General features: G+C 68.7%; 23 protein-coding genes and 1 pseudogene. 16 read left to right on the top strand and 8 right to left on the bottom strand.

Features of this window, described 5'->3' with window-relative positions; translation table 11 throughout:
• Positions 1-9 precede the first annotated feature (9 nt).
• Positions 10-1,206 (bottom strand): lactonase family protein, encoded by a 1,197-nt coding sequence (locus tag C4F17_RS09630; protein ID WP_106935088.1) that lies wholly within the window; start codon positions 1,204-1,206, stop codon positions 10-12.
• A gap of 107 nt (positions 1,207-1,313) precedes the next feature.
• Here C4F17_RS09630 and C4F17_RS09625 point away from each other — a divergent pair, with 107 nt between their 5' ends.
• From C4F17_RS09625 to C4F17_RS09615, 3 genes are all read left to right on the top strand, one after another.
• Positions 1,314-1,586: a DUF2164 domain-containing protein gene (locus tag C4F17_RS09625; RefSeq protein ID WP_081271507.1), complete on the top strand. Its 273-nt coding sequence runs from the start codon at positions 1,314-1,316 to the stop codon at positions 1,584-1,586.
• A 111-nt stretch (positions 1,587-1,697) separates the two neighbouring features.
• Complete coding sequence (locus C4F17_RS09620) at positions 1,698-2,078, top strand: hypothetical protein (RefSeq protein ID WP_234382698.1); 381 nt, start codon at positions 1,698-1,700, stop codon at positions 2,076-2,078.
• A gap of 16 nt (positions 2,079-2,094) precedes the next feature.
• Positions 2,095-2,892, top strand: a complete 798-nt coding sequence (locus tag C4F17_RS09615) for an enoyl-CoA hydratase/isomerase family protein (RefSeq protein WP_106935086.1) — start codon at positions 2,095-2,097, stop codon at positions 2,890-2,892.
• A gap of 4 nt (positions 2,893-2,896) precedes the next feature.
• On the opposite strand, the gene C4F17_RS09610 is transcribed toward C4F17_RS09615, so the two are convergent.
• The 3 genes and pseudogenes from C4F17_RS09610 to C4F17_RS33715 all read right to left on the bottom strand — a co-directional run.
• Positions 2,897-4,000, bottom strand: a complete 1,104-nt coding sequence (locus C4F17_RS09610) for a M14 family metallopeptidase (protein ID WP_106935085.1) — start codon at positions 3,998-4,000, stop codon at positions 2,897-2,899.
• A gap of 41 nt (positions 4,001-4,041) precedes the next feature.
• Complete coding sequence (locus C4F17_RS33720) at positions 4,042-4,575, bottom strand: MFS transporter (protein ID WP_325002270.1); 534 nt, start codon at positions 4,573-4,575, stop codon at positions 4,042-4,044.
• Positions 4,576-4,745: 170 nt separating this feature from the next.
• Positions 4,746-5,363: pseudogene (locus C4F17_RS33715) on the bottom strand (MFS transporter); the annotation flags it as partial.
• 134 nt (positions 5,364-5,497) lie between these two features.
• On the opposite strand from C4F17_RS33715, the gene C4F17_RS09600 reads away from it, so the two are divergent.
• Positions 5,498-6,400, top strand: coding sequence for a LysR family transcriptional regulator (locus C4F17_RS09600; RefSeq protein ID WP_106935084.1), 903 nt, complete (start codon positions 5,498-5,500; stop codon positions 6,398-6,400).
• Here the strand turns inward: C4F17_RS09600 and C4F17_RS09595 are convergent.
• The gene (locus tag C4F17_RS09595; RefSeq protein WP_106935083.1) at positions 6,397-7,044 is read right to left on the bottom strand and encodes a glutathione S-transferase; all 648 of its coding nucleotides are present in this window, start codon (positions 7,042-7,044) and stop codon (positions 6,397-6,399) included. The genes C4F17_RS09600 and C4F17_RS09595 overlap by 4 nt on opposite strands.
• A gap of 80 nt (positions 7,045-7,124) precedes the next feature.
• On the opposite strand from C4F17_RS09595, the gene C4F17_RS09590 reads away from it, so the two are divergent.
• From C4F17_RS09590 to zigA, 4 genes are all read left to right on the top strand, one after another.
• Positions 7,125-7,994 carry a helix-turn-helix domain-containing protein gene (locus tag C4F17_RS09590; RefSeq protein WP_106935082.1) on the top strand — a complete coding sequence of 290 codons (870 nt, stop codon included), beginning with the start codon at positions 7,125-7,127 and terminating at the stop codon, positions 7,992-7,994.
• A gap of 44 nt (positions 7,995-8,038) precedes the next feature.
• Positions 8,039-8,938, top strand: a complete 900-nt coding sequence (locus C4F17_RS09585) for an SDR family oxidoreductase (protein ID WP_106935081.1) — start codon at positions 8,039-8,041, stop codon at positions 8,936-8,938.
• 128 nt (positions 8,939-9,066) lie between these two features.
• Complete coding sequence (locus tag C4F17_RS09580; RefSeq protein WP_106935080.1) at positions 9,067-9,780, top strand: DUF899 family protein; 714 nt, start codon at positions 9,067-9,069, stop codon at positions 9,778-9,780.
• Between the two features lie 69 nt (positions 9,781-9,849).
• Complete coding sequence (gene zigA / locus C4F17_RS09575; protein WP_081271517.1) at positions 9,850-11,043, top strand: zinc metallochaperone GTPase ZigA; 1,194 nt, start codon at positions 9,850-9,852, stop codon at positions 11,041-11,043.
• A 10-nt stretch (positions 11,044-11,053) separates the two neighbouring features.
• Here the strand turns inward: zigA and C4F17_RS09570 are convergent, their stop codons facing one another.
• Positions 11,054-11,542: a Fur family transcriptional regulator gene (locus C4F17_RS09570; protein WP_106935079.1), complete on the bottom strand. Its 489-nt coding sequence runs from the start codon at positions 11,540-11,542 to the stop codon at positions 11,054-11,056.
• Positions 11,543-11,710: 168 nt separating this feature from the next.
• On the opposite strand from C4F17_RS09570, the gene C4F17_RS09565 reads away from it, so the two are divergent.
• On the top strand, positions 11,711-12,700 hold the full coding sequence (locus C4F17_RS09565) for a Bug family tripartite tricarboxylate transporter substrate binding protein (RefSeq protein ID WP_234382696.1): 990 nt from the start codon (positions 11,711-11,713) through the stop codon (positions 12,698-12,700).
• Between the two features lie 12 nt (positions 12,701-12,712).
• Here C4F17_RS09565 and C4F17_RS09560 read toward each other — a convergent pair whose 3' ends face one another.
• Positions 12,713-13,021 carry a hypothetical protein gene (locus C4F17_RS09560; protein WP_159053632.1) on the bottom strand — a complete coding sequence of 103 codons (309 nt, stop codon included), beginning with the start codon at positions 13,019-13,021 and terminating at the stop codon, positions 12,713-12,715.
• A 145-nt stretch (positions 13,022-13,166) separates the two neighbouring features.
• Here C4F17_RS09560 and C4F17_RS09555 point away from each other — a divergent pair, with 145 nt between their 5' ends.
• From C4F17_RS09555 to C4F17_RS09525, 7 genes are all read left to right on the top strand, one after another.
• Positions 13,167-13,829, top strand: a complete 663-nt coding sequence (locus C4F17_RS09555; RefSeq protein ID WP_106935077.1) for an alpha/beta hydrolase — start codon at positions 13,167-13,169, stop codon at positions 13,827-13,829.
• 12 nt (positions 13,830-13,841) lie between these two features.
• Positions 13,842-14,159, top strand: coding sequence for a putative quinol monooxygenase (locus tag C4F17_RS09550; RefSeq protein WP_106935076.1), 318 nt, complete (start codon positions 13,842-13,844; stop codon positions 14,157-14,159).
• A 175-nt stretch (positions 14,160-14,334) separates the two neighbouring features.
• Positions 14,335-15,900 carry a glutamate--cysteine ligase gene (gene gshA, locus C4F17_RS09545; RefSeq protein WP_106935075.1) on the top strand — a complete coding sequence of 522 codons (1,566 nt, stop codon included), beginning with the start codon at positions 14,335-14,337 and terminating at the stop codon, positions 15,898-15,900.
• A gap of 197 nt (positions 15,901-16,097) precedes the next feature.
• Complete coding sequence (locus tag C4F17_RS09540) at positions 16,098-16,478, top strand: response regulator (RefSeq protein WP_081271524.1); 381 nt, start codon at positions 16,098-16,100, stop codon at positions 16,476-16,478.
• A 145-nt stretch (positions 16,479-16,623) separates the two neighbouring features.
• Positions 16,624-17,553: an SDR family NAD(P)-dependent oxidoreductase gene (locus C4F17_RS09535; RefSeq protein ID WP_081271525.1), complete on the top strand. Its 930-nt coding sequence runs from the start codon at positions 16,624-16,626 to the stop codon at positions 17,551-17,553.
• A 127-nt stretch (positions 17,554-17,680) separates the two neighbouring features.
• Entirely contained in the window at positions 17,681-18,103 is a 423-nt protein-coding gene (locus C4F17_RS09530; protein WP_081271526.1) for a nuclear transport factor 2 family protein, read from the top strand.
• Complete coding sequence (locus tag C4F17_RS09525) at positions 18,093-18,581, top strand: MerR family transcriptional regulator (RefSeq protein WP_106935074.1); 489 nt, start codon at positions 18,093-18,095, stop codon at positions 18,579-18,581. The genes C4F17_RS09530 and C4F17_RS09525 overlap by 11 nt, the downstream gene beginning before the upstream one ends.
• Here the strand turns inward: C4F17_RS09525 and C4F17_RS09520 are convergent.
• A complete protein-coding gene (locus C4F17_RS09520; RefSeq protein ID WP_081271528.1) occupies positions 18,568-18,927 on the bottom strand; it encodes an HPF/RaiA family ribosome-associated protein in 360 nt (119 codons plus the stop codon). The genes C4F17_RS09525 and C4F17_RS09520 overlap by 14 nt on opposite strands.
• Positions 18,928-19,016 lie beyond the last annotated feature (89 nt).

The raw sequence follows: 19,016 nt of genomic DNA, 5'->3' as shown, positions 1-19,016 counted from the left end.
AAAGTGGATTCAGTGCGTCATTGTCCCGCGCATCGCGGCCGGATGGCCTTCCAGCACGAACGACTTGCCCGTCGGCACCAGCGTGTCGCCGTCCAGCCGCAGGATGGTGATGTCCTTGTCGATGAAGTTGCCCACGTAGAGGTACTTGCCGTCGGCGCTCCACACCGCGCCTTCGGGCAGGCCGCGCACCACCACCTCGTTGGCGCGCGTGACCTTCTTGCCGTCGATCTTCAGCAGCACCACCGAGCCGTTGCGGTTGTAGAAGTAGGCGTTCTTCGCCGCGTTGCTGCCGCGCAGGATCACCGCCACCGCATGCCTGCCGGTCGGGCTCACGGCCAGGCCCTCGGGCCCGTCGCCGACCACCACCTTGTCGACCACGCGCGGCGGCGCGGCTTCCATGTCGATCACGCTCACCGTGTCTACCTGGCCGTCGGACGCGCCCGAGTTGCCGTTGTCGGCCGTGAGCGCGAGCTTGCCGTCGGGCGTCACGTCGACGTTGTAGGGCCACAGGCCCGCTGCCAGGTCGAGCTTGTTGTAGCTGACCTTCTCGCCGTCCACGTCGAGCAGCGCGATCTTGTGGCTCGGGAACTTGGCCGCCAGCGCGCGCCTGCCGTCGGGCGTGAAGCGCACGTGCGCCACGGAATCGCCCATGGCCACGGTGTCGATCGGCGTGACCTTCTTGCCCGCGATGCGCAGCACGCTCACCGAGTTGTCGGCGCGGTTGGCCACCAGCGCCAGGTTGCCCGCGCGGTTGATCGACAGGCCCGAGGGCTGCTTGCCGACCTGCAGCGTGTCCAGCAGCCTGGGCGGGGTGGTGGTCAGGTCGATCACGAACAGCCGGTTGTCGGGCACCTGCTTGCGCACGCCGTTCTCCTCGACCACGTTGAGCGAGTTGGCGACCAGCGCGAGCGTTTCGCCGGGCGTGATGGCCAGGTTGGTCGGCGGGCCGGCGATGGTGTTGTCGAGCTGCAGCGTGCCCAGCACCTTGGGCGCGAGCGGGTCGGTGCCGATGTCGAGCACCTGCACGGTGTCGCGCCCCATGGGGCCGAGGATGACGGCGCCGGCGTCGTTCCAGGACTGCTTCTCGTCGTTGGCCACCAGCATCAGCTGGCGCTGCGCCACGGTGGGCGTCATGGAGGTGCAGCCGGAAAGCGAGGCGAGGGCGGCCAGGGCAAGGGCCGCGAGCGCGGCGGGGCGGATCTTCATGGTGTCTGTCTCCGGTTGTGTGTTGTTGTGGGCGCATGGTAGCGAACGCCGGGACGCGGCCGCGCCCGGCACAATCGATCGACTCCATCCCTGACAGACACACACCCATGACCATCGAGATTTCGAAGGAAGCGCGCCAGCAGGCCATCACCTCCATCGAGCGCTATTTCCGCGAGAACATGGAAGAGCCGATCGGCAACATCGGCGCCGGCGCGCTGCTCGGCTTCTTCCTCGAGGAAGTCGGCCCGCTGGTCTACAACAAGGCCGTGGCCGAGGTGCAGGAACGGCTGCAGATGCGCATTTCGGAGATCGACCTCGAAGTGCACGAGGACGAGTTCCAGTACTGGCGCAAGTACGACAAGCAGAAGAAGGGAAAGTAGGCGCCGTCGCGCCCGCGCATCGCCGCTCATTCAAAAGTGCTTCAAAACGTTGCAGAATTCACGGCCATGCACCCTCAAAGCCCGTCCCTTCGTTCCGCGCTCGCTCCGGCCTTGCGCATCTTTTCTGCCTTGCCCCTGGTGCTGGCCGCATCCATGGCCACGGCGCAGCAGAATCCCGCCGACTTCCCGCTCGATGCGGTCGGCTACCTGAACGAGGAACTGCCGCGCATGGAGGCCGCCATCGCCGCAAAGGACCGCGGCTTCTTCCACGACGCGATGGCGCGCACGGTGGAGTTCTCGGACCGCTGGGGCTTCAAGGTCAAGGCCAACCCCGAGCTCGCGGCCTACCCGATGTGCACGTCGGCGGTCATGGACTACGTGGTGGTTGGCATGTGCAAGCTCACCCCCGGCGACGATGCGTGCGAGCCCGGCCTCGCGGCGCGCTTCGACGGCAACGTTCGGCGCTGCCGCGAGATCGCCGCCAAGAAATAAGAAAGACGGATCCGCCATGGACTACACCCGCTATCAGACCCTTGCCATCACGCGCCGGGGCGCGAACGGCGCGGTGCTCGACATCCAGATGCGCGCGGCGAACGGCAAGCTGCCGACGGCCGGGCACGACGGCCACCGCGAACTCGCCGAGATATGGCGCGACGTGTCGGCCGACGACACGGTGCGCTGCGCGGTGCTGCGGGGCGAGGGCCAGGGCTTCTCGGGCGGCGGCGACCTGGCGATGGTGCAGGACATGACCACCGACGACGCGGTGCGCCAGCGCGTGTGGCGCGAGGCGCGCGACCTGGTCTACAACATCATCAACTGCGACAAGCCCATCGTCAGCGCCATGCACGGCCCGGCCGTGGGCGCGGGGCTGGTGGCGGGCCTGCTGGCCGACATTTCCATTGCCACCAAAAACGCGAAGATCGTCGACGGCCATACGCGACTGGGCGTGGCGGCGGGCGACCATGCGGCCATCGTGTGGCCGCTGCTGTGCGGCATGGCCAAGGCCAAGTACCACCTGCTGCTGTGCGAGCCGGTGAGCGGCGAAGAGGCCGAGCGCATCGGCCTCGTGTCGCTCGTGGTGGACGAAGCCGACCTGCTGCCGCGCGCCTACGAGGTGGCCGACCGGCTCGCGGCCGGCAGCCAGAGCGCGATTCGCCTCACCAAGTACGCGCTGAACAACTGGCTGCGCCAGGCCGGGCCGACCTTCGACGCGTCGCTGGCACTCGAATTCATGGGCTTTGCAGGCGCCGACGTGCGCGAGGGCGTTGCCTCGCTGCGCGAACGGCGCGCGCCCAAATTCGAGTGAGCGATCAGGCTTTGCGCAGGCCCTGCAGCGTTTGCAATAGAACGACGCGGGTCTGCCCCAGCACCATGCCCTTCCATTCCTCGTTGTCGCAGTAGAAGGCGTCGCGCAGCTGCTGGCGAATCTCGCGCTTCTGCGCGTCGGGCGCTTCGGGGTGGCGGCGCAGCCAGGTGTCGGCGCGCAGGCGGTTCAGCACCTCCAGGTCGGGCAGGGTGCCGAACTCCAGGCCCATGGGCGCGATGCGCGCGTTCGGGCATTCGTCGTAAGCGGTCGAGATGACCGGGCCCGACACGTCGGCCGAGGCCGAGTCGCCCGCGAACGGCGCGAACACGTCGGCGCCCCACCAGGCGTGGGCCAGCGCCAGGTCTTCGGGCGTGTTGCGGCCCGGGTAGATCTTCTCGCCGTGGCCGTAGGGGCCCAGGCCGGTGTGCACGTCGATCCAGCCCAGGTGCGTGGCCGAGGCCGCGTACTTGCGCAGGATCTTGCGGATGGTCCCGTTGCTCCACGACGGCGCGGTGCCGCCGTAGAACAGGCCGTCGGGCGAGGTGTACTGGCCCTTGGTCACGGCCGCGCGGAAAGCGGTCATGCCGTGCTTCTGGATATAGGCGCCCACGGCGGCCTCGTCGGCGGGCGTGGGCGGCCAGCTGGCGGGCAGCACCAGCGGCTCGACTTCGGCGTACGCGGCGTTCACCGGCAGCGGCGCATTGAAGTCGATGTGGTTGCGGTTCAGGTCGATGTTGTCTTCGTTGGTGCGGTGCAGGTGCGAAAAGCCATGCGGATTGACGGCATGCACCAGCAGCAGCGCCACGCCGGCCTGCTCCAGGCGAGAGAGCAGGTCGGCGTCGTTCAGCGTGGCGATCTGCGCGCCCGAGCCGCTGAAGCCTTCGGGGCCGTGCGTGCCCGAGGTCACGAGCAGCAGCTTCTTCGCGTCGATGGCGCCGATGAGCGCAACGTCGGTGGCGAGCTCTTCGCCGAGCGCGCCGCGGTGCGCATCGAGCACGAACGACTCGACGGCCGCGCCGCGCTGTGCGGCGGCGTCGAGGAACTTGGCGCGGGCTTCGGCATATGTGCCTGAGAAATGCCGCGTGGCGGCGGAGCGTTGTGTCGTCATGAGGTGGGGACTCCTGTGCTTGGAATATCGGGAGGAACTCTTCAGGCAGAGGCCGCGTGGGCGCCCGCGGCGTCGATGTCGCGGCCGGTATGGTCGCGCAGCCAGAGCAGGCCGAGCAGCGAGACGACCGTCATCGCCACCAGGTACCAGGCCGGCGCCAGCTTGCTGCCCGTTGCGTTCAGCAGCCAGGTGCTGATGAAGGGCGCGAAGCCGCCGAAGAGAGCCACGCCCACGCTGTACACCAGCGACATGCCGCTCGCGCGCACCGCCTTCGGAAACATCTCCGGCAGCATCGTGATGCCGGGCACCGTCTGCACCACCAGGCCGAAGCTGAAGACGCCGAGCACCACGAAAAGAACCTTGGGCGTGGGCGAGGCGTTGAGCCACAGGAAGCCCGGGTAGATGAGCACGGCCAGCGCGATGCGGCTCCACAGGATCAGCGGCTTGCGGCCCACCACGTCGGACAGCTTGCCCACGAAGGGCGCGAAAGCGAAAGAGATGAGGCCGGTGAGCGCCGCGCCGAACAGCGCCACCGAGGGCGTGAACCCGAGCTCGCGCACCGCATAGGTCGGCATGTAGAACGTGACCACGTAGGCCGCCGTGGTGCCGCCCACCAGCGTGAGGATGGCGGCCACACCGTCTTGCCGTGCTGCGTGCAGACGATCTTCAGGCTGCTTTCGCGCGGCGCGGCGGCTTCGGCCGGCGAGATGTGCAGCGACTCTTCGAGGTGGCGGCGGATGTAGATGCCCACCGGCGCGATCAGCATGCCGATCACGAAGGGCACGCGCCAGCCCCAGCTCTGCATGGATTCGGCCGAGAGCGCGGTCGTGAGCACGCCCACCACCACGGCGCCCATCAGCACGCCCAGGCCCTGGCTGGCGAACTGCCAGCTCGCCATGTAGCCGCGGTTGGCCGGCGTGGCGTGTTCCACCAGCAGGGTGGTCGAAGCGCCCACCTCGCCGCCGGCCGAGAAACCCTGGATGAGCCGCGCCAGCACGATGACGATCGGCGCCGCGACGCCGATGCTCGCGTAGGTGGGCGTGAACGCGATCAGCGCGCAGCCCAGCGCCATCAGGAAGATGGTGAGCGTCATGGCCTTCTTGCGGCCCGCGCGGTCCGCGTAGGCGCCGATGACGATGCCGCCCAGCGGCCGCATGATGAAGCCCACGCCGAAGCTCGCCACCGTCAGCAGCAGTTGCCCGTAGGAGTTGAAGGTCGGAAAGAAGAGCTTGCCGATCACGAGCGCCAGGAAGCCGTAGACGGTGAAGTCGAAGAACTCCAGGCCGTTGCCGATGGTGGTGGCAACGATGGTCTGGCGCCGGCGCGCGGGGCTCGATGCCGGCGGGTTGCTTGGGATGCTCATGTCTCTCCAGTGTGTGCTTGCTTTGTATGGATGTCTGCCGAAGGTATGTATGCCCCTGGCCGCGCCGGATGCTAGAGACTCGCCGCTGTCATGAAAAGACAATAATTGGGCCATAACGATAACTTTTGGTTGTCATGAAGCCCAATCAGTTGCACGCCTTCGTGGCGGTGGTCGAGCAGATGAGCATCCGCGCCGCGGCCCGGGTGCTGGGGCTGTCGCAGCCCGCGGTGACGAAGATCGTGCGCGAGCTGGAGCGCGAGGTCGGCGCGCCGCTGGTGGAGCGCAGCGTCAAGGGCGTGCGGCTCACCGAGTTCGGCCAGGCCTTTGCGCCGCGCGCGCGGCTGCTGCTGGCCGACATGCAGCGCGCGCGCGACGAAATCGCGCAGATCCGCGACGGCGCCACCGGCTCGGTGTCGATGGCGGTGAGCGCATCGTTCGCGCTCACCGTGCTGCCGCCCGCGTTCAAGGATTTCCACACCCGCCTGCCCGCCGTCGACGTGCAGTTCAGCGAAGCGGTGCTGCCGTGGATGCTGGCGCGGCTGCGCGACGGCTACCTCGACTTCGCGGTGGCCCACGTGGTGCCGGGCACGCTCGATCCGCAGTTCGAGGCGCTGGAGCTGTTTCCGGTGCAGCTGGTGGTGGGCATGCGCAACCGCCATCCGCTGCGCGGGGCGCGCTCGCTGCTCGACCTGTACCCGGCCGAATGGATATTGCCGGGCGACGACCACCGGGGGCGCGAGTCGGTGGCGCCGCTGTTCACGCCGCTCGGGCTTCCGCCGCCCTCGCGCATCATCCAGGGGCAGTCGGTGACGGTGGCGCTGGGGCTGGTGGGGAACATGGATTTGATCGGCCTGTTCGTCGAGCCGCTGGTCAAGCTGACTTTCAAGCGCCACGGCATCCGCCGGGTCGACGTGGACGAGGCACTGCCCATGCTCAATGTGTGCGTGCTGCGGCGCAGGGGACAGTTGTCGACGCCGGCGGCGCAGCACTTCATCGAGTGCATCCAGCGCGCTTCCGCGGCGGTCATGTCCGGCTAGAACCGGACGCCGGCCTCGCCCGCCTTCCACGGCGCGTACTTCTGCATGACGCGTTCGAACAGTCCGGAGCCGGTCCAGCCGTCGAGCCAGGCCTGCAGGCGGGGCCACGGCTGCGCGGCGAACCATGCGGCGTCGACCATCGCGAACTGGCGCACGAAGGGCATCAGCGCGGCGTCTGCCAGGGTGGCGTGGCGGCCGGCGAGCTGCGGCGCGGCCGAGAGCCGGTCTTCGAGGCCGCGCAGGAACAGCGCGCCCTGTTCGCGGGCCGGCGCGCCGCCGTCCGCATGGCGGTCGGGGTACTTGTAGCGGTCCAGCAGGGGCTTGAAGCGGTCGTCGCATTCGGCGACCAGCGCGAGCATGTCAGCGAGCGTGCCGGCCTCGGGCTGCAGCCAGCGCAGCGGATCGTTGCGGCGCAGCGCCCAGAGCATCACGTCCAGGCTCTGCTCCAGCACCGTGCCGTCGCCGGGCAGCAGCACCGGCACCGTGCCCTTGGGCGAGGCGGCGAGCATTTCCGGGGGCTTGTTCTTCAGCGCCACCTCGCGCAGCTCGCAGGCTTGCTCCGCGGCCGCCAGTGCGAGCCGCGCGCGCATGGCGTACGGGCAGCGGCGGAACGAGTAGAGAACGGGCAGGGCGGTGGCGGGCATGCGGCGGACGGTACCGAAAAAGTGGAGAGGCCGATTTTCAGCGACCTGAGGTGGCCTCTTTTTCAACACAATCGGCACCCATGGGCGAACGCCTTTTCCTCCGGCTCGAAGACGACCCCCTGCACGGGCCGGAATCGGCCGTGCCCGCCGGCACGCTGCGCGCGTTTGCGGTGGGTGCCGCGTTGCGCGGGCATGTGTCGCACCTCATGCTGTACCGCGAAACTTTTGCCGACGGCCACGAGATGCGCGAGCGCGTGCTGCCCGACGGGGCGGTGCGGCTGGTCTTCAACTTCGGCGACGCGCCGTCTGCTGGCGACGGGGACGGCCTGGAGGTAGAGGCCATCGGCGCCTCGGCCGCACCGGTCGTGGTGCGCATGCGGGGCCAAGTCGAGGGGCTTTCCGTCACCCTGCGCCCTGGCGCCGCTGCCTGCTTGCTCGGGCTGCCGGCCGGTGAGATCGGCGGCGGCGCGGTCCATCTCGATGCGCTGTGGCGAGGGGAGGGTTCGGCGCTGCTCGAGCGCATGGCCGAAGCGCCCGGCGACGCCCAGCGTGTCGCGCTGTTGCATGCCGCGCTGCTGCATCGCCTGCGCGGCAGCCGCATCGCGGGCAACGACATCGCCACGCATGCGACGCGGTTGATCGCAGCGTCCGAAGGGCGGCTGCCGTTGCGCGATGTGGCGGTGGCGGTCGGCGTCGGCGAACGTCGGCTGCAGCAGCTTTTTCATGCACACGTCGGCCTGTCGCCGCGCACCTGGAGCCGGCTCGCGCGGATGCACGGCTGCCTGCGCGCGCTGCGGCAGCGGCCGGCGCCGGACTGGGCCGACCTTGCGCTGGAAGGCGGCTTCTACGACCAGTCGCACCTCGTCAACGAGTTCCGCGCGCTGTGCGGCGTCACGCCGACCGAATTCCTCGGGCGAACGGTTTCGGTTTCTTCCAAGACGGGCGGCTGAGCGCGGCCTATCGTCATGCGCTCTCAAGCAAGGAGCCGAAAAAGATGCAGAAAGAAGAAAGCACCGACCGTCCGCTGAAGGACTGCGTGGCTGTGGTCACGGGCGCGAGCCGGGGCGCAGGGCGCGGCATCGCGGTCGAACTGGGCGCGGCCGGCGCCACCGTGTACGTCACCGGACGCAGCACGCGAGACCAGCCTGCCTCCAGCTACGGCCAACTGCTGGCCCTGTCGGACCTGAAGGCGCTGCCCGGAAGCATCGACGACACGGCCGAGGAGGTCACGCGCCAGGGTGGCCGGGGCATCGCCGTGCAATGCGACCACACCCGTGAAGACGAAGTGGCCGCGCTGTTCGATCGCGTGGACCGCGAGCATGGCCGCCTCGACCTGCTCGTCAACAACGCCTGGGGCGGCCACGAGAGTTTCAACGGCGTGTTCGAGGCGCCGTTCTGGGAACATCCGCTATCGAACTGGGACACGATGTTCGACCGCGGCGTGCGCAACCATCTGGTGGCCAGCCGCTGCGCCGCGCCAATGCTGGTGCGGCAGAAGAAGGGGCTGATCGTCACCACCACCTTCTGGGACCGGGGCCGCTACCTGCGCGGCAGCCTGTTCTACGACCTGGCCAAGGCGTCGATGACGCGGCTGGCCTTCGGCATGGCGCATGAACTGAAGCCGCACGGCGTGGCGTCCGTCGCGGTGTCGCCGGGCTGGATGCGCACGGAATTCGTGCTGGCCGGGCACAAGACCGACGAGGCGCACTGGCAGGAGAAGCCCGAACTCGCGCGCACCGAATCGCCGCGCTATCTGGGCCGGGCGGTGGCCGCGCTGGCTGCCGACCCCGCGGTGATGGACAAGACCGGCGAAGTGCTGCGCGTGGCCGACCTGGCGCGTGCCTACGGCTTCACCGACGTCGACGGGCGGCAGGTCGAGGCGTTCGAAATGTAGGGCGGCGTAGGACAACTCCAGGTCCGGCAGGGGAAAAGCGCGTACTGGCGCGGCGCAATGTTCGGGGCCAATATGGCGCCGCGATCGACGTCAATGCCCATCTTCCGGGCTTCAGGAGGTGATCCGCCATGTCTTCCAGTGCAGACTCCTTGGGCCTTGCTTCGGCCAGCCAGCTCGCAAGGTCCAACCCCGTCCGCTTTCCCGGCGAAAGCGCCGAGTACCGCAAGGCGCGCACCGAACTGCTCGCCGAAGAAATCGATCTGCGCCGCCGCATCGAGCGCGTGGCGGAGATGCGCCGCGCGCTTCCGCCGGGCGGCATCGTGCCGCAGGACTACCTGTTCCAGGGCACCGACGGCCCGGTGAAATTCTCCGAGCTGTTCGGCAGGCACGGCACCCTCATCACCTACAACTGGATGTTCGGCCCGAAGCGGGAGCGGCCATGCTCCATGTGCACCTCGCTGCTCAGCGCCTACGACGGCGAAATGCCCGACATCCTGCAGCGCGTGGCGTTTGCGGTGATCGCCACCTCGCCCATCGACCGCATGGCGGCCTTTGCAAGGGAACGTGGCTGGCGCCACCTGCCGCTGTACTCGTCGGGCGGCAACGATTTCAACCGCGACTACGCCGGAGAGAAGCCCGACGGCGGCGACAACCCGGCGTTCAACGTGTTCCGGCGCGACGGCGAGACCATCCGCCATTTCTGGGCGGCCGAGATGAGCCCCGGCACTGCCGACCCGGGGCAGGACCCGCGCGGCGCGCCCGACGCCATGCCGATCTGGAACCTGCTGGACATGACGCCCGAAGGGCGGGGCAAGGACTGGTATCCCCAACTCCAATACTGAGCGGCAAACGCAACCAAGTTGCGTTGATCCATATAATGCAATTCTGTTGCATATATGGAAGCTGCCCCCATGGCCGATCGCCTCCCCGTCACCGTGCTCTCCGGCTTTCTCGGTGCCGGCAAGACCACGCTGCTGAACCACATCCTCCACAACCGCGAAGGCCGCCGCGTGGCGGTCATCGTCAACGACATGAGCGATGTCAACATCGACGCCGCGCTGGTGCGCGACGGCGGCGCGCAGCTGTCGCGCACCGACGAGAAGCTGGTCGAGATGAGCAACGGCTGCATCTGCTGCACCCTGCGCGAAGACCTGCTGGTGGAGGTGGGCCGGCTCGCGAAGGAGGGGCGCTTCGACCAGTTGGTGATCGAGTCCACCGGCATCTCCGAGCCGCTGCCCGTGGCGGAGACCTTCACCTTCGCCGGTGAAGACGGCAAGAGCCTGGCCGACGTGGCGCGGCTCGACACCATGGTGACGGTGGTCGATGCCTTCAACTTCCTGCGCGACTACAGCTCGGCCGACAGCCTCGGCAGTCGCGGACAGTCGCTCGGCGACGAGGACACGCGCACCGTGGTCGACCTGCTGATCGAGCAGATCGAGTTCTGCGACGTGCTGGTGGTCAACAAGATCGACCTCGTCAGCGTCGAGGAACGGGAGCGGCTGATGGCGATCCTGCGCAGCCTGAATCCGCGCGCCCGCATCGAAGTGTCGGAGTTCGGCCGCGTGGCGCTCGACCGGGTGCTGGACACCGGCCTGTTCGACTTCGACGAGGCCGAGCAGGCGCCCGGCTGGCTGGCCGAGTTGCGCGGCGAACACGTGCCCGAGACCGAGGAATACGGCATCCGCAGCTTCGTCTACCGTTCGCGCCTGCCGTTCCACCCGATGCGATTCTGGAAGCTGGTGCAGAGCGAGTGGGAGGGCGTGGTGCGCTCCAAGGGCTTCTTCTGGCTCGCGAGCCGCGCCACCCGCGCGGGCTCGTGGTCGCAGGCCGGCGGCGCCTGCCGCTACGGTGCAGCGGGCTTCTGGTGGGCGGCGGTGCCGCGCGAGCACTGGCCGACCGACCCGGAGGCGCTGGAGCTGATCCGCAGGAACTGGGACCCGGCCACGGGCGACGCGCGGCAGGAGCTGGTGCTGATCGGCATCGGCATGGATGAAGACGCGCTGCGCGCGCGGCTCGACGCCTGCCTGCTGACGGAAAACGAGATGCGCTTCGGCGCCTCGTGGTGGCAGAACTTTCCCGATCCCTTCCCGTCCTGGAACGCGTGAACGGCTGAAGCTACCTTGCGCACTCTCCGCAGGTGCCGTGCAGCGTGAGCGCGGTGTTGCGGGTGTCGATGCCCTGCTTGCGCAGCGCCTTGCCCAGCCGGCCCATCACCTTCGGCAGTTCCGGGTCGGACGGCAGGGCCAGCACCTTGTGGCACTGGTCGCATTCGAAGGTGTTGCCCGAGGCGGCCTCGACATGGCGCGAGAAGCGGTTGACCCGGTCGGCGCCCACGCGGCGGTCGCACAGGCCGGCCTCGACCAGCCGGTCGAGCACGCGGTAGACCGTGACGCGGTCGGGCGCCTCGCCGGCGGTGGCCGTGTAGGCGGCGGCCACTTCCTCGTGGGTCAGCGGCTGGGAGCTGCGTTCGAGCAGTTCGAGCACGGTCTGCGCGGCGCGCGTCACGCGCAGGCCGCTGTCGCGCAGCAGCCGTTCGCTGTCGAACGGCGCCGCGGCGGCGCTGGCGGCAAGAGGGGGCTTCGGTTGCGGGGTGGTGGTCTTCATGCGAAACGCCATTGTGTTGCATCCGGGGTGCCCGCGTCCCCATCGGGGGCGCCGGCAAGCCGGGGCATATGCCCGAACGCAGCTAAGCATCTGACAAATGGGTCGTTTGCCTGCGGGCGGGAGCGCTCCAGAATCGCGCGCTTTGCCTTTTGCCAACGAAAGTTCACCATGCGCGCCCGTTTCCTGCTGACTCCGATGTTCGCCCTGGGCGCGTTGTGGGCCGGCCTGTCGCTTCCCCTGGCCGCGCAGGCGCAGCAGCCTGCCTATCCGTCGAAGCCCGTGCACATCACGGTCGCCAACACGCCCGGCAGCTCGCCCGACGTGCTGGCGCGCTTTCTGGGGCAGCGGCTGTCGGAGCAATGGAAGCAGCCGGTGGTGATCGACAACCGCGCCGGCGCGGCGGGCATCCTGGCGGCCGACGGAGTGGCCAAGGCCCAGCCAGACGGCTATTCGCTGCTGGTGGGGGCCGACGGGCCGATCACCATCCTCCCCAACATCCAGGCCGGCCTGCCCTACGACGCGCGGCGCGACCTCGTGCCGGTGGTGTCGCTCGGGCAGATCGACTTCGTGCTGGTGGCCAACCCGAAGACGGGCTTTCGCACGGTGGCCGACTTCGTACGCGCGGCCAAGGCCCATCCGGGCCGCATCAACTACGCCTCGGCCGGCAACGGCAGTCCGCAGCAGCTCAGCATGGAACTGCTCAAGCAGAAGGCGGGCATCTACGTCACCCACATTCCGTACCGCGGCGGCCCGCTGGGCATGCAGGACGTGATCGCGGGGCAGGTCGACGTGATGTTCATCGCCGTGGGCCCGGCGCTGCCGCAGATCCGCAGCGGCCGGCTGGTGGCGCTGGGCACCAGCGGCGAGAAGCGCCATGCGCTGCTGCCCGAGGTGCCCACCGTGGGCGAGACTTACGCGGGCTACCGCTCGGGCACCTGGTTCGGGCTGTTCGCGCCGGCCCGCACGCCGCAGCCCGTGGTCGACGCCATCGCGGCCGAGGCCGGGCGCATCGTGCAGACACCGGCCGCCCGCGCCGAACTCGCGGCACAGGGCATCGAGGCCACCGGCCATCCGCAGCGCCAGTTCCAGGCGCAGGTGTCGAGCGAGTACGAGCGTTATGCGCAGATCGTGAAGGCGGTCGGCATCAAGGCCGAATAGCGCCTCGCCCGTTCACTTGACGGACCGGGCCAGCGCCTTGGCGAAGGCGTCCACGTCCTGCTCGGTGCACGCCTCGGCCGCCAGCGGGGCATGGCCCTGCGCCACGGCGGCAAGCGCGACGGCCTTCTTCGGGCACAGGCCGAGGCAGCTGCACTGCACCACGCGCAGCCGCACCGGCAGGTGCGACAGGCCGTGCTTCAGTTCCTTGCGGACCTGCTTGGCCCTCAGCTTCGTGGGGCCGTCCTTGCGTTCTTCGCAGTCGCCACAGACCAGCACGACGCCGGCCAGCTTGGTCTCTACCAGGGGAGGGGAATGGCTCACGCGGGTTTCCTTGGTGTCTTTTCAGGCCATGTTGGGCACGGCGCAACCGTGTGCAAGTCAGCCAACCGGCCGTTTCCATGCCTCTGGCAGGCCCCGAATGCGCTAAGGTCCTGTCATTCGCGTTCCTGAATACCTTTGCCCGACCATGTCCCGTCCCCCCATCGAGATAGAAACCGCCCCCAACCCCACCGCCACGGTGATCGTGATGCACGGCCTCGGCGCCGACGGCAACGACTTCGTCCCGATCGCCAATGAACTCGACCTGGCAGCCGTGGGCCCCGTGCGCTTCGTGTTCCCCAACGCGCCCGTCATTCCCGTGACCATCAACGGCGGCTACCAGATGCCGGCCTGGTACGACATTGCCGTGGCCGATCTCGCGGCGCGCGAAGACGAGGCCGGCCTGCGCCGCTCGCAGGCCACCATCGAGGCGCTCATCGCCAGCGAGAAGGCCCGTGGCATCGCCGCCGGCCGCATCGTGGTGGCGGGCTTCTCGCAAGGCTGCGCCATGGCCCTCATGACGGGCCTGCGCCATGCCGAGCGGCTGGCGGGCATCGTCGGCCTCTCGGGCTACCTGCCGATCGCGGCCACCACCGCGGCCGAGCGCCACGCCGCCAACCACGAAACTCCGGTGTTCCTGGCGCATGGCCGGCAGGACCCGGTGGTGCCGCTGGCCGCCGCCGTGCGCTCGCGCGACGCGCTCACCGGCCTGGGCTACACCGTCGAGTGGCACGAATACGCGATGGCGCATTCGGTGTGCATGGAAGAAATTGCCGACCTGAACCGCTTTCTGCTGCGGGTGCTCGGCTGAAGGAGGCGACCCATGATCCTGGTCATCGGACACGCGCTGGCAAAGCCCGACACCCTGCAGGCGATGCTGGCCATCAGCACCGAGCACGTGCAGCGCTCGCGCGCCGAGCCGGGCTGCATCTCGCATGAAGTGACGACCGACGCGCTGCAGCCGCTGCGCCTGACTTTCGTGGAGCGCTGGAGCGACATGGCCGCGCTGCAGGCGCACTTCCGGGTGGACGCCTCGCGCGCCTTCGCCAAGGCGCTGGCGGCCATGGCCGACGGCATGCCGGAGATGCATGTCTACCAGTCCGACGAGATCGACCTCTCGGCGGGCCGCGCCAAGGCCTGATTCCGGCCCGCATCGAGCGACGGTCGAGCCGTTCAACCCGCGTGGCAGCTATGCGTGAAGCTATCAAAAAAATAGCGCCCGGCAGGCTAGCCGAATGCGGGATTCCCTGCACAAGCAACGCGCGCGCGCCCGTGCTACCTTCCAGCCCCTCAGAAGATTGATGGGTCATAACAATATGAGCAACAGATTGCAGGAGAGGTTGGGTGCTCTTTCAGCGACACGACTGAAAGGCATGCGACGCGGAATCGAGAAGGAAAGCCTGCGGGCGCTGCCGGACGGCAAGCTCGCGCTCACGCCGCATCCGCTGGCGCTGGGCTCCGCGCTCACGCATCCGCACATTACGACCGACTTCAGCGAATCGCAGCTCGAACTCATCACGGGCGTGCACGGCGGCGTCGAGTCGGCACTGGAAGAGCTCACGCGGGTGCACCAGTTCACCTACCGCGTGCTCGACACGCTGGGCGACGAGCGCCTGTGGGTGTCGAGCATGCCCTGCGGCCTGCCGACCGACGAGACCATTCCGATCGGCCGCTATGGCTCGTCGAACGTGGGCCGCGCCAAGAGCGTCTACCGCATGGGCCTGAGCCACCGCTACGGCCGGCGCATGCAGACCATCTCGGGCATCCACTACAACTGGTCGCTGCCCGAGGTGTCCAGCGAACAGTACTTCGCGCTGATCCGCAACTTCCGCCGCCACGCCTTTTTGCTGCTGTACCTGTTCGGCGCTTCGCCGGCGCTGTGTTCGAGCTTCGTGGCGGGCCGCCCGCACGAGCTGCAGCCGCTGGGCGACGGCAGCATGTTCATGCCGCACGGCACCTCGCTGCGCATGGGCCGGCTCGGCTACCAGAGCGACGCGCAGGCTTCGCTGGCCGTGAGCTACAACAGCCTCGAGGGCTATGGCGCCTCGCTGCAGGATGCGCTCACGCGCCCGTGGCCGGCCTACGAGGCCATCGGCATCCGCAACCTGGGCGGCGACTACAACCAGCTTGCCACCAGCCTGCTGCAGATCGAGAACGAGTTCTACGGCACCATCCGCCCCAAGCGCGTCATCAACCCCGGCGAGCGCCCGCTGCATGCGCTGCGCGAGCGAGGCGTGGAGTACGTCGAAGTGCGCCTGATGGACCTCGACCCCTTCGAAACCGTCGGCATCAACGCGCAGACCATGCGCTTCATCGACGTGTTCCTGCTGCACTGCCTGCTGAGCGACAGCCCCGACGACACGCCGCAGGAAATCGCCGACCTCGCGCGCAACCAGCACCTCACCGCCGCGCGCGGCCGCGAGCCGGGCCTGCGTCTCGCGCGCGGCGGCAGCGAAGTGACGCTGGCCGACTGGGGCGTGGAGCTGGCCGAGCAATGCCTGCCGATTGCCGCTGCGCTCGACGCGGCGCACGGCGGCGGCGGCACGCAGCATGTCGATGCCGTGCGTGCCGCGCTGGCCGCGCTGCAGGACCCCGACAGCCTGCCTTCGGCCCGCGTGCTGGCGGCCATCGAGCAGCAGCACGGCAATTCCTTCGTCGGCTTCGTGCGCGCCCAGTCGGAGCAGACCCGCGCCGCGCTGCTGGCCATGCCGTTCTCGGCCGAGCAGCAGGCCGCGTTCGAGCGGATGACTGCCGAGTCGATCCAGGAGCAGAAGCGCATCGAGGCGGCCGACACCATGCCCTTCGAGATCTACCGCGAGCAGTACGTGTCGCCCTCGCGGCTGGGCATGACGCGCGGCCGCGTGGTGGCGCTGGCGGCCTAGGCTTTTGGCCCCGATGCGGCGGGGCACCTGAGCGGCCCCGCGCCTCGCATGCCGACAGGCGTGCTGGCCGATGGCCTACAGGCATTGGCCCGCATGGCTCACCGTGGGCGTCGCCCGGGTTGCGACGATGTGGGCATGCACCGACCACCTTCGTCATCCAGTACTTGCCGGCCAGCCGCCGAGCCGGCGCTGTCGCCATGAGCTTCAGGGCCTACCTCGTCGAAGACAGCCCCGTGATCCGCGAGAACCTCGTCGGTTTCCTGCAGGACGTGGCCGATGCCGAGGTCGTGGCCTCCGCCAGCACAGAAGACGAGGCCGTGACCTGGCTGCGCCTGCACAGCGAAGACTGGGACCTGACCATCGTCGACCTGTTCCTCAAGCGCGGCAACGGCCTCGGCGTGATCCAGGCCTGCCGCAACCGCGCGCCGCACCAGAAGGTGGTGGTGCTCAGCAACTACGCCACCACCGACATGCGCCAGCGTTCGGAGCAGCTGGGCGCCGACGCCTTCTTCGACAAGTCCGCCGAGCTCGACCAGCTGGTCGCGTACTGCGAGCAGGTGCGCTCCGCCCACGGTTGAGCACGGTTGAACCGGGGCCGGCCGGCTGACGCGCGCAACAAGACTGCGCACCGGCGCCTTTCTGGGGTAAAACGCCACGCTGCCGCCTTTCGGGCGGCAACGACGAACTACGGCAAGCAACTCCCTAGGAAAGCGACAAAGAGACATGAGCAGCAGCAACAGCAGCATCGACTTCAAGGGCCGCGTGGCCATCGTGACCGGCGCGGGCGGCGGGCTCGGCCGCCAGCATGCGCTGGCGCTGGCTGCGCGCGGCGCCAAGGTGGTGGTGAACGACCTGGGCGGCGCGCGCGACGGTTCCGGCGGTTCGGTGAGCGCCGCGCAGGCGGTGGTCGACGAGATCAAGGCGGCCGGCGGCGAAGCCATTGCCAACGGCGCCTCGGTGACCGACTTCGAGGCGGTGCAGGCCATGGTCAAGGAAGCGGTCGACGCCTGGGGCCGCGTCGACATCCTCGTCAACAACGCCGGCATCCTGCGCGACAAGAGCTTCGCGAAGATGGAGCTGGCCGACTTCAAGCTGGTGGTCGACGTGCACCTGATGGGCGCCGTGAACTGCACCAAGGCCGTCTGGGCGCTCATGAACGAGCAGAAGTACGGCCGCATCGTGATGACCACGTCGTCGTCCGGCCTGTACGGCAATTTCGGCCAGAGCAACTACGGCGCCGCCAAGCTGGCGCTGGTGGGCCTGATGCAGACGCTGAGCATCGAAGGCGCGAAGAACGACATCCGCGTGAACTGCCTGGCACCCACCGCCGCCACCCGCATGACCGAGGACCTGTTCCCCAAGGAAATGCTCGAGGCCTTCCGCCCCGAGGCCGTGGTGCCCGCCATGCTGGTGCTGGCCGCGCAGGACGCGCCGAACCGCACCATCCTCTGTGCCGGCGCCGGCACCTTCGAGGCAGCGCACATCACGCTGACGCAAGGCGCGTGGCTGGGCATCGAGGCCGACACGCCGGAGCAGCTGGCCGCGCGCCTGTCGGAGGTGACCGAGCGCGAGGGCGAGATCGTGCCGCAGAGCGGCGCGGCGCAGGGCTCCAACGAAGTGGCCAAGGGCATGGCCAGCGCGAAGCGGGGCTGACGGCAACGCCTGCCGCCTGTTCCGTTCACGGCGCGCTTGACCTCAAGTGCACTCGAGCATTTCCAATGAATTCTCCGGGCGCCTCCTGGGCGCTCGGTTCATTCATTCAACGCAAGGAAATCAAGCCATGAACACGATCGACAACAAGGCCCTCGTCCAGCACATCCACGACGAGCTGGACAAGGGCAACGGCCAGGCCTTCGTCGACAGCCTCGCCGACGACGCGAGCTGGAAGCTCGAAGGCAGCACTGCGTGGTCGCGCACCTACCAGGGCAAGAAGGCGATCCGCGAGGAATTGCTGGACCCGCTCTTCGCGCAGTTCGCGGCGCCCTACCGCAGCAGGACGGAGCGCGTCATCGCCGAGGGCGACCGCGTGGTGGTGCTGTTCAGCGGCGACGTGCCCACCAAGGCCGGCAAGCGCTACAACAACCGCTATTGCTACGTCTACCGACTCGAAGGAGGCAAGGTGAAAGAGCTGACCGAATACTTCGACACAGCGCTCGTGCAGGAGGCGCTGCAGCCGCCTCCCGCCCCAGCCCATGCCGGCTGAGAGCAGGGGCACGCCCTTCCATATCGGCGAGCTGGCGGCCCGCACCGGCCGCACGGTGCACGCCATCCGCTGGTACGAGACACAGGGGCTCGTGCCCGGCGTGGCGCGCGACGAGGGTGGGCGGCGCCTCTACGGCGAGCCGCACGTCGGCTGGCTCGACCTGATGGAAAGGCTGCGCCGCACCGGCATGTCGATTGCCGAGATGCGCGAGTACACGGCGCTGGCGGTGCAGGGCAAGTCCACGCTGCGCCAGCGGCGCGACATGCTGGCAGCGCACCGCGAACGCGTGACAGGCACCATCGCCGAATGGAAGAGGGCGCTCACGCTGGTCGAAAGCAAGATCGGCTTCTATGACGAGTGGATGGCCAGCGGCCACCGGCCGCTGCCGATTCCGGCCGAGTCGGGCGGCACGGCAACGGCCGCGCGGCCTCGCGCACGCCGGCGCAAAGCCGCCGCAGCGCCGCCTACTCCGCAATGAAGCTGGGGTCGGTGCGGATCGAGCCGCGGTCCCTGTGGTTGTGAAGGCGGCCCAGCGTGCTGTCGAGCAGCCGCTTGAGCTTGTCGGCCGCGCCGCGGAAGGCTTCGTCGAGGGTGGCGGCGTGCTGCTTCACCGCCAGCGGCTGGTGGTGCGCCAGGCGCGCCTCCATCACGCAGCACTTGTCGGCGCCGCCGGTCTTGTCGTGGTTCTCGTCGCTCAGGTGTACTTCGACGCGTGTCACGTCGTCGACGAAACGGCTCAGGTGCTGCTTGATCTCGGTGTCGGCCCAGCGCTCCAGCGCGTCCTTGTTGGTGATGCCGTTGCTCGTGTTGACCTGAATCTGCATGCAATCTCCCTGCTGGATGGATGAACGAAGCCTCACTGTGCGCCCGGATGCGACGCATCGTGCGTAGGTCTATTCCCTACCCACGCGCC

The sequence above is a fragment of the Variovorax sp. PMC12 genome (assembly GCF_003019815.1).
GTDB lineage: Bacteria > Pseudomonadota > Gammaproteobacteria > Burkholderiales > Burkholderiaceae_C > Variovorax.
The sequence above is the reverse complement of the archived record's forward strand: the minus strand, read 5'-3'. Positions and strand labels throughout refer to the sequence as shown.